Raw genomic sequence first — 9,863 nt, 5'->3', positions numbered from 1 at the left:
GAGCGACCCCGTCTGCGCCTTCAGCTTGCGCCACTTCGAGACGCAGGRCGGGCTGATCTTCAGCGCCACGCCGATCGAGCGGATGCTCTCACCGGCATCGAACCGCGCCAGAGCCCGCTCGCGGAGATCTTCAGAGTAAGGTCGCGTCATCTCTGCCGGCCGCCTTCTCCCGGCAGACATCTTGAACCACGATCAAGCTGATTTGCGAATCCCGATTCCGATAAAACTCAGCGCGCTCTAGCGGGCGCCTCAGGCGTCGGGCGTGTCGCCGACCGCCGATTCGTCACGTGCGACTTTGTCCTCAGTGACCTCCTCGGGCTTGCGCCGGAAACCCGTCGCCAGCACGTAGAGCTCCGAGGAATCCGAGCGGCTCGCCGCCGGCTTGACGTTGCGGACCATCGTGAAATCGCGCTTGAGCTGCTTCAGCAGCGCCTCGCTCTCGCCGCCCTGGAACAGCTTTGCCAGGAAAAAGCCGCCGGGAGCCAAAATGCCTTCGGCAAATTCGAGCGCCGCCTCAGCCAGCCCGATGATCTTGAGGTGGTCGGTCTTCTTGTGGCCGGTGGTGTTGGCCGCCATGTCCGACATCACGCCATGGGCGAGGCCGCCGAGGCGCTCGGTCAACAGGGCAGGGGCCTCCTCGGACATGAAGTCCATCTCGATCAGGTCGACGCCGGGGATGGGGTCGACGGCCAGGAGGTCGATGCCGACGATGCGGCCCTTGCCCTGCTCGAGCCCGATGCGCTTGGCCGCGATCTGGCACCAGCCGCCGGGTGCGCAACCGAGATCGACCAGCCGCTGCCCCGTCTTCAGGAACTTGTAGCGGTCGTCCATCTCCTCGATCTTGAAGGCGGCGCGCGAGCGGTGGCCGAGTTCGCGGGCCCGCTTCACATAGGGGTCGTTGAGCTGGCGCTCGAGCCAGAGCTGCGAGGAATGCTTGAGCTTTCCCGCCTTCTTGACCTTGACCCGCATGTCGCGGGCGCCGGCGACCTTGGCCTTGCCCGAGGATGCGGATTTGCCCGTAGAGGCGGACTTGCCCGAGGTCCCGGATTTGCCGCCCGATTTGCCGACGCTCACGTCTGAATTCCCTTGGCTTTTCGCCGATATGTCATGCCCGATGCCTAGACGGCCTGGCGTTACGCCTGCCGGCGCCGCCACCAGGCGCGGTCCTCGTGCATCATCCGGAGCAGGATGCCCTCGCGCAGGCCGCGATCGGCGATACGCACGCGATCGCTGGGGAACGCCCGGCGGATCGCTTCGAAGATGGCGCAGCCCGCCAGCACGAGATCGGCGCGCTCGCGGCCGATGCAGGCATTGGCTGCGCGAGCGGCATAGTCCATTTCGATCAATTGGTCGATGACCGTCAGGATATCCTCCTGGCGCATCCAGAGTCCGTCGACGACGCGGCGGTCATAGCGGGCAAGCCCGAGATGGACGCCGGCCACTGTGGTCACTGTGCCCGAGGTGCCGAGCAGGTGAAATCCCTTGGCGCTGCGTGCGGCCGCGGCCTTCCTGGCGAAGGGCGCCAGCGCCTGCGAGCAATCCTCGACCATGCGCTCGAACAGTTCGCGCCCGACATCGACGCCGCCATAGCGTTCCGCCACCGTCACCACGCCGACGGGCAGGGATGCCCATTCGCGGATGCGGGCGGCAGGGTCGCGCGCTTCGTTGCGCCCGCCCATCCAGACGATCTCGGTCGAGCCGCCGCCGATATCGAAGACGATGACGCCGTCGGCCGCGGGATCGGCGAGTGCCGCGCAGCCGGAGACTGCGAGCGAGGCCTCTGTGCGCTGGTCGACGATCTCCAGTTCGAGATCGGCATCCGCTGCGACGCGCCGGACGAAATCGAGCCCGTTGGTCGCGGCCCGGCAGGCTTCTGTCGTGACGAGGCGTGCACGGGTGACGCCGCGGTTGGACATCTTGCTGCGGCAGATCTTCAGCGCCTCGATCGCGCGCTCCATGGCGGGCTCGGCCAGGCGGCCGCTCGCCGCCAAGCCTTCGCCCAGCCGGACGATCCGCGAGAACGCGTCGACGACGCGAAAACCATGCTGCGCAGGGCGGGCGATCAGCAGGCGACAGTTATTCGTGCCAAGGTCCAGAGCGGCATAGGTCGGGGGCGGCTGGCGCTGGCTTGAGTAATAGGGGGGCGAGGCCGTATCGGCGCGGAAGATCGAAGTGCCGATCGCACGCGATTCGACACCATCTTCCCGCACAGGCGCCGCGATCGCGACGTCCTGGTCCTGCCGGTCCTCGACCGCCACCGCTCTTATCCCCTGACCGTCCGCTGGCGCTCGGCGCCACGGGCGGGAGCCGGACATTGCGTCCAGCTGCCTCTTTCCGCCCAAGCGTAACAACAGCGCTATGGCGGTGCCAAGCAGAACCTTCTGTCTGTACATGGCGCGAGTGCGCTTGCCGGGTGCCGCGGGTTGCGGCAACTCTCCTTGTAGAGGCCGCGGACAAGCCGGCCGAGAGGTGAGGACACCGCATCGCATGGCCACCGCACGCCACATACTCGCCATCGACCAGGGCACGACCTCCTCCCGCGCGATCGTGTTCGACTCCGCATTGCGAGCGGTCGCCAGTGCCCAACGCGAGTTCCAACAGCACTTCCCAGCCTCGGGCTGGGTCGAGCACGAGCCGGAGGATATCTGGGACAGCGTGCTCCAGACCTGCCGGGAGGCGATCGCGAGGGCAGGGCTCGGTGCGTCCGACATCGCGGCGATCGGGATCACCAACCAGCGCGAGACGACGCTGGTCTGGGACCGGCGGACCGGTAAGGCGATCCATCGCGCCATCGTCTGGCAGGACCGGCGCACCGCGGCGCTCTGCGCGGAACTGGTCCAGGCGGGGCATGAGGCAGAGGTCACTGAACGCACCGGCCTGCGCATCGACCCCTATTTTTCCGGCACGAAGATCGCATGGCTCCTCGATAACGTGCCCGGCGCACGTCGTCGCGCGGAAGCCGGCGAACTCGCCTTCGGAACAGTCGATTCGTTCCTGCTCTGGCGGCTGACCGGCGGGGCAGTCCACGCCACGGACGCCACCAACGCGGCGCGTACCATGCTGTTCGATATCAGGCGCGGCGTCTGGGACGAGGGTCTGCTGGCGCTGCTCAAGGTCCCTGCCTCGCTACTGCCGGAGGTGCGGGACAGTGCCGGGCTGTTCGGCCAGACGGTGCCGGCCCTGTTTGGCGAGGCCATCCCCGTGCGCGGGATCGCCGGAGACCAGCAGGCGGCGACGATCGGGCAGGCCTGCTTCTCGCCGGGGATGGTGAAATCCACCTATGGGACCGGCTGCTTTGCGCTGCTGAACACCGGCTCGACGCTGGTCGCCTCGCGCAACCGGCTGCTGGGCACCATCGCCTATCAGTTCGGCGGCGTGCGGACCTATGCGCTGGAGGGCTCGATCTTCATCGCGGGCGCGGCCGTGCAATGGCTGCGCGACGGGCTCGGGCTGATCGAGTCCGCCTCCGTGACCGGGCCGCTGGCGGAGGCGGCCGATCCCGCGCAGGACGTCTATCTCGTGCCGGCCTTCGTGGGGCTCGGTGCGCCGCATTGGGATGCGCAGGCTCGCGGCGCCATGTTCGGCCTGACGCGCAATACCGGGCCGCGCGAGTTCGCCCGCGCCGCACTCGAGAGCGTCTGCTACCAGACGCTCGATCTGATCCAGGCGATGCAGGCCGACTGGCCGGCGCTCGGCGACAGCGGCGCCATCCTGCGTGTCGATGGCGGCATGGTCGCGTCGGATTGGACGATGCAGCGCCTCGCCGACATTCTCGGCCTGCCGGTGGACCGGCCATCCGTGCTGGAGACGACCGCCCTTGGCGCGGCCTATCTCGCTGGCCTCGACGCCGGTTTGCTGCCTGAGCCGGATCGATTTGCCGATCAATGGCGGCTGGAACACCGTTTCGTGCCGGCAATGGCCGCCAGCGAGCGCGAGCGCAAGATCGCGGGGTGGCGCGACGGCGTGAGGCGAACGCTCTCGCGAAACTGAGGACGAGCGGCGATTTTCGGCCCGCGCGACCGGAGATGAAAGCCTTCGTTTACCGGTCGCGATTACCCAACGCTATATGTGCTCCAGCCGATCCCACGTCTCTCAAGCGACGCAAAAAGATGTCGCTATAAATTCTGTATTTATTGCGGCATGCGCAGTGGTTGTGTCGATAATTTCGGTCACGCCTCAGGATAGCCAAGAACAATTGGCGTTGATCTATCCGCCCTGGACTTCTTCTTCCGAAGCTTTGGTCAAGGCGGCGGCCTCGGGTGATGATCTCGTCGGCCTTGGACGCTTTCCTTTTATTGTCATCGTGGCGCCGCGTTACTCGGGTAAAACGTCTCGCCGGCAGCACGATGGCGCACTCCTGTCACTGGCCGCCAACGGCTTTGGCGGCTGTCTCAAGGCATCGGCGAAGGTGGTCTCGTGAACGCTCGCTTCAACCGCTTGCGGCAGGCTGTGGCCAATGCCCTGCTGCTTCTGGTCATCGCGCATGTGCCGCTTCTGCTGATCCTCGGAAGGCTGCTCGGCGCCGGCAACAGCGCCGCGATAACAGTCGCTGCCGGCGCGATCGCAGCCGTCCCGCTGACGCTGCGCCTGCTCGGCCGACCCGTCGCCGTCGTCGCGGTCGCCCTCTCTATCGCGCTCGTCAGCCAGGCGATCCTGCTGGTCTACCTCTTCGCCGGCCATCCCTGGCAGGTCGAGATGCACTTCTATCTGTTCGCGGTGCTGGCGATGCTGGCGGGGTTCTGCGATGTCAGGCTGCTGATCGGCGCGGCGGCCGCGATCGCGATCCATCACCTCGCCTTCAACGGCCTGCTGCCTGACGCGCTCTATCCTGGCGGCGCCAATCTGGCGCGGGTGTCTGTCCATGCGATCGTCGTCATCATCGAGACCGCGATGCTGGTCATGATCAGCCACATGATCCGGCTCAGCTTCGACGAGGCCGACCGCGCCGACATGCTGGCGCAGGAATCCGTCGCAAAACTCCAGGCGGCCGGGACGATCCTCGAGGCCAGGCTCGATGCGACCAAGAGCCTCGCCGACCATCTCGGAACCTCACTGGAGACCTTCAAGAGCGAGATCGCGCAGCGGCTCCAGCGGTTGGGCAATGCCTCGGCGACCCTGAAGGACACGGCTGAGAGCCTGTCGGCCGCGGCACAGAAGACGACAGGCGAGACCTACGCCGCGACCTCGGCCGCCGAGGCTGCGCATCGCAAGGTCGGGCAGGTCGCAGCGCTTGGCCAGAATTTCCTCGATACGATCTCGGAGATCGGAACTCACGCGGCGCGCTCGGCGGCAATGGGCGCGCAGGCCGTCGCCGACGCCGAGGAGACGACGCTGGCGATCGACGAACTGAAGGCGGTTTCGCAACAGATCGGCGACGTCACCGCGATCATCGCCAATATCGCGGCCCAGACCAACCTGCTGGCGCTGAATGCGACCATCGAGGCGGCCCGTGCCGGCGAGCATGGCCGCGGCTTCGCCATCGTCGCCAGCGAGGTCAAGAGCCTGTCGGGCCAGACCACGCGCGCCGTCGGCACGATCGCGTCCATGGTCGAGAGCATCCGCAAGTCGAGCGGCCGCTCGGCTGTGGCGCTGACCTCCGTCGCCAGCGCGATCGACAACCTCAACGACGCCGCCAGCAACATCTCGCATGCGGTGGATGAGCGTATCCGCGCCGCAGCCGACCTCGCCGACAGCGTCGGCCATGCAGCTGTCAATGTCAGCCAGGTCACGACTGCGATCTCGGCGATCGATGTCGTCGCCGACGAGACGGCACAGGGCGCAGTGTTCCTGCGTGCCGCAGCACTGGAGATCGCCGAGCAGATGGCGGCGATCCGTCATGACGTCGAGAGCTTCTCGGCCGATCTCGCCGAGAGCGGCCAGCACGACATGCTGGCCGCGGCTTCCGATCTGGAGCGTGTCCCGGGCTACCGCAGCGCGGTCTGACCCGGAAACGCCACTCAGTCGACGATGCGCACCGCGCCCTTGGCTGCGCTGCTGGTGTGGGCGGCATAGGCGCGCAGTGCCGTGGTGACCTTGCGCTTGCGCGGCGCGGCCGGCTTCCAGCCATCCTTGCCCTTGGCGTCCATGGCGGCGCGGCGACGGGCGAGTTCCTCGTCCGAGACCTGCAGCGAGATGCCGCGATTGGGGATGTCGATGGCGATGATGTCGCCGGTCTCGACGAGGCCGATCGCGCCGCCCTCGGCCGCTTCCGGCGAGACGTGGCCGATCGACAGACCCGAGGAGCCGCCCGAGAAGCGGCCATCGGTGACGAGCGCGCAGACCTTGCCCAGGCCCTTCGACTTCAGGTAGCTCGTCGGATAGAGCATTTCCTGCATGCCGGGGCCGCCACGCGGGCCTTCATAGCGGATCAGCACGATCTCGCCGGCTTTGACCTTGTTGTTCAGGATGCCGTCGACGGCGGCGTCCTGGCTCTCGAAGATCACGGCGGGGCCGGAGAACTTAAGGATCGAGGCGTCGACGCCGGCTGTCTTCACGATGCAGCCGTCGAGCGCGATGTTGCCGTAGAGCACCGCGAGGCCACCATCCCTGGAATGGGCGTTCGCGAGGTTGCGGACGACGCCCTTCTCGCGGTCGAGGTCGAGTTCCTCGTAGCGGCGATCCTGGCTGAAGGCGACCTGGGTCGGCACGCCGCCGGGAGCGGCGCTGTAGAACGAGTGCACGGCCTCGCTCTTGCTGCGGACGATGTCCCAACGGTCGAGCGCGTCGGCCATGGTCGGGGCGTGCACGGTCGGCAGATCGGTGTGGATCAGCCCGGCGCGGTCGAGCTCGCCGAGAATGGCCATGATGCCGCCGGCGCGATGGACGTCCTCCATGTGGACGTTGGCGACCGAGGGCGCGACCTTGCAGACCACCGGCACGCCGCGCGAGAGGCGGTCGATATCGGCCATTGTGAAGGGGATCTCGGCCTCATGGGCCGCCGCCAGCAGATGCAGCACGGTGTTGGTCGAGCCGCCCATGGCAATGTCGAGCGTCATCGCGTTCTCGAACGCCTTGAAGCTCGCGACGTTGCGCGGCAGCACCGAGGCATCGTCCTGCTCGTAGTAGCGCTTGGCGATGTCGACGATCAGGTGGCCGGCCTCGACGAAGAGGCGCTTGCGGTCGGCATGGGTGGCGAGCACCGAGCCGTTGCCCGGCAGGGCGAGGCCCAGAGCCTCGGTCAGGCAGTTCATCGAGTTGGCAGTGAACATGCCCGAGCAGGAGCCGCAGGTCGGGCAGGCCGAGCGCTCGATCACATCGACCTCGGCGTCCGAGAGCGAGCTGTCGGCGGCGGCGACCATGGCGTCGACGAGGTCGACCTTCTTGAGCACGCCCTCGGCGATGTACTTGCCGGCTTCCATCGGGCCGCCGGAGACGAAGACGGTCGGGATGTTGAGGCGAAGCGACGCCATCAGCATGCCGGGCGTGATCTTGTCGCAGTTCGAGATGCAGACCATCGCGTCGGCGCAATGCGCGTTGACCATGTATTCGACGCTGTCGGCGATGATTTCGCGCGAGGGCAGGCTGTAGAGCATGCCGTCATGGCCCATGGCGATGCCGTCATCGACCGCGATGGTGTTGAATTCCTTGGCGACGCCGCCGGCCTTCTCGATCTCGCGAGCGACGAGCTGGCCGAGGTCCTTCAGGTGGACGTGGCCGGGGACGAACTGGGTGAAGGAGTTCACCACCGCGATGATCGGCTTGCCGAAATCGGAATCCTTCATGCCGGTGGCGCGCCAAAGCCCGCGCGCGCCGGCCATGTTGCGGCCATGGGTGGTGGTCCTGGAGCGATAGGCGGGCATGTCGGCGTTTCCGTCTTTGCTGGGCGTCGGGGGGCGAGTTGCACGGGAGGGAGAACTCCCGGGTACGCACCTCGTTAGGACCCGTCTAGCAGACGGTATTGGAACCGATCAAATCTGATCGACGCCGAAGCGGCATTCACAACCCGACCATGCAGCCCCGACATTGCGGATCCGTGATTACAGGACCCGTCATTGCAGACCCTTCATTGCAGACCCGTCATTGCGAGCGCAGCGAAGCAATCCAGAAGCGGCAGCGCGCTACGTCCCCCTGGATTGCTTCGCTTCGCTCGCAATGACGGTGGGCGAACAGCGGCAGCGCGCTACGTGCCCCTGGATTGCTTCGCTTCGCTCGCAATGACGGGAGGTGATCCGCGCCTATGCGACGACGGTCGGCGTCGTGCGGCCGGTGCGCTGCTCGAGTTCGCTGACCTCGGCGGCGGCCTTGACCAGCGGAGCCAGGACATCGGCGGGGTCGAGGGAGTGCCGGGCCGGGTCGGGCTCGAAGCGTTCGAGATAGATCCGGATCGTTGCGCCCTTGGTGCCGGTGCCCGACAGGCGGAAGACGATGCGGGCGTCGTTCTCGAACAGGATGCGGATGCCCTGCTTCTCTGTCACCGAGCCGTCGACCGGGTCGGTGTAGGCAAAGTCGTCCGCAGTCGCGACCTTCATGCCGGCGAGGCTTTTGCCCGGGAGATCGGCGAGCTTGCCCCGCAGCGCGCCCATCAGGTCGGCTGCGGCCTTGCTGTCGATGTCCTCGTGGTCATGGCGCTGGTAGTAGTCGCGGCCGAAGCGCTGCCAGTGGTCGGCAACGATCTCTGCGACGGACTGCTTGCGCGCCGCCACGATCGAGAGCCAGAGCAGCACGGCCCAGACGCCGTCCTTTTCGCGGATATGGTTGGAGCCAGTGCCGGCGCTCTCCTCGCCGCAGATCGAGATCATGCCGGCGTCGAGCAGGGTGCCGAAGAACTTCCAGCCCGTCGGCGTCTCGTAGAACGGCAGGCCGAGCCCCTTCGCGACGCGGTCGAGCGCGCGGCTGGTGGGCATCGAGCGGGCGACGCCCTTCAGGCCAGCGGCATAGCCCGGCGCGTGCTGCGCATTGGCTGCGAGGATCGCGACGCTGTCGCTGGGCGCCACGACCTGGCCGCCGGGGCCGACGATCAGGTTGCGGTCGCCGTCGCCATCGGACGCCGCGCCAAAGGCGATGCCCGCATCGCCGGCCAGCGCCGAGATCAACTCGGCGGCATAGACAGGATTCGGGTCGGGATGCAGGCCGCCGAAATCGGGCAGGGGCGTGGCGTTCATGACGGTCCCGGCCGGTGCCCCAAGGCGCTGCTCGAAGATGCGCGTCGCATAGGGGCCCGTGATCGCGTTCATCGCGTCGAAGCGCATCCTGAAGCCGGAGCGCAGGAGAGTGCCGAGCGCCTCGAAATCGAACAGCTCCTCCATCAACGCCACATAATCATCGACGGGGTCGATGATCTCGACGACCTGACCGCTCTCGAAGCTGGTTTTGCCGATGACGCCAAGGTCGATCTCGAGCCCCTGCGAGATCTGGTACTGCGTCATCGTCTTGGTGCGAGCGAAAATCGCCGAGGTGACTGCGGGCGTTGAGGGTCCCCCATTGTCGCCGTTGAACTTGATGCCGAAATCGCCGTCCGGCCCGCCGGGATTGTGGCTGGCGGACAGGATGATCCCGCCCTGCGCCCTGCGCTTGCGAATCACGGCCGAGGCTGCCGGCGTCGAGAGCAGTCCGCCCTGACCGACGACGATCCGGGAGACGCCGTTGGCGAGCGCCATGGCGACGATGGCGGCGACCGCGACATCGTTGTGAAAGCGCCCGTCGCCGCCGACGATCAGCGTGCCGCCCTTGAGCTCCGGCACGGCGTCGAAAATCGCCTGCACGAAGTTCTCGAGATAATGCGGCTGCTGGAACACCGGCACGGCCTTGCGCAGGCCCGAGGTGCCGGGCTCCTGGTCGAGAAAGGCCGTGGTGGCGACGGTGGAAATGCGCAGTGAACGCGGCATGGCAGGCTCCGAGGGCGGCAATCGCCCGTCGGTTATGTC

General features: G+C 67.0%; 8 protein-coding genes. 3 read left to right on the top strand and 5 right to left on the bottom strand.

From position 1 onward, the window contains the following. The 3 genes from AC1D2L_RS12900 to AC1D2L_RS12890 all read right to left on the bottom strand — a co-directional run. The coding region (locus AC1D2L_RS12900; RefSeq protein ID WP_476846282.1) for a helix-turn-helix domain-containing protein at nt 1–150 on the bottom strand (150 nt) is incomplete at its 3' end. Between the two features lie 99 nt (nt 151–249). Then, nucleotides 250–969: an RlmE family RNA methyltransferase gene (locus tag AC1D2L_RS12895; protein ID WP_476846281.1), complete on the bottom strand. Its 720-nt coding sequence runs from the start codon at nt 967–969 to the stop codon at nt 250–252. Nucleotides 970–1,133: 164 nt separating this feature from the next. Further along, nucleotides 1,134–2,210, bottom strand: coding sequence for a Ppx/GppA phosphatase family protein (locus AC1D2L_RS12890; RefSeq protein WP_476846280.1), 1,077 nt, complete (start codon nt 2,208–2,210; stop codon nt 1,134–1,136). A 277-nt stretch (nt 2,211–2,487) separates the two neighbouring features. Here AC1D2L_RS12890 and glpK point away from each other — a divergent pair, with 277 nt between their 5' ends. From glpK to AC1D2L_RS12875, 3 genes are all read left to right on the top strand, one after another. Beyond that, nucleotides 2,488–3,990, top strand: a complete 1,503-nt coding sequence (glpK, locus tag AC1D2L_RS12885) for a glycerol kinase GlpK (protein ID WP_476846257.1) — start codon at nt 2,488–2,490, stop codon at nt 3,988–3,990. A 205-nt stretch (nt 3,991–4,195) separates the two neighbouring features. Beyond that, nucleotides 4,196–4,420 carry a hypothetical protein gene (locus AC1D2L_RS12880; RefSeq protein ID WP_476846256.1) on the top strand — a complete coding sequence of 75 codons (225 nt, stop codon included), beginning with the start codon at nt 4,196–4,198 and terminating at the stop codon, nt 4,418–4,420. After that, nucleotides 4,417–5,943, top strand: a complete 1,527-nt coding sequence (locus AC1D2L_RS12875) for a methyl-accepting chemotaxis protein (RefSeq protein ID WP_476846255.1) — start codon at nt 4,417–4,419, stop codon at nt 5,941–5,943. The genes AC1D2L_RS12880 and AC1D2L_RS12875 overlap by 4 nt, the downstream gene beginning before the upstream one ends. A 14-nt stretch (nt 5,944–5,957) precedes the next feature. Here the strand turns inward: AC1D2L_RS12875 and ilvD are convergent, their stop codons facing one another. Further along, on the bottom strand, nt 5,958–7,799 hold the full coding sequence (gene ilvD, locus AC1D2L_RS12870; RefSeq protein ID WP_476846254.1) for a dihydroxy-acid dehydratase: 1,842 nt from the start codon (nt 7,797–7,799) through the stop codon (nt 5,958–5,960). Nucleotides 7,800–8,174: 375 nt separating this feature from the next. Further along, nucleotides 8,175–9,812, bottom strand: coding sequence for an alpha-D-glucose phosphate-specific phosphoglucomutase (locus AC1D2L_RS12865; RefSeq protein WP_476846279.1), 1,638 nt, complete (start codon nt 9,810–9,812; stop codon nt 8,175–8,177). Between the last annotated feature and the right edge of the window lie 51 nt (nt 9,813–9,863).

This window comes from Allobosea sp. P1_B10 (assembly GCF_056406735.1).
This window is presented reverse-complemented; position numbering and strand designations above follow the sequence as displayed.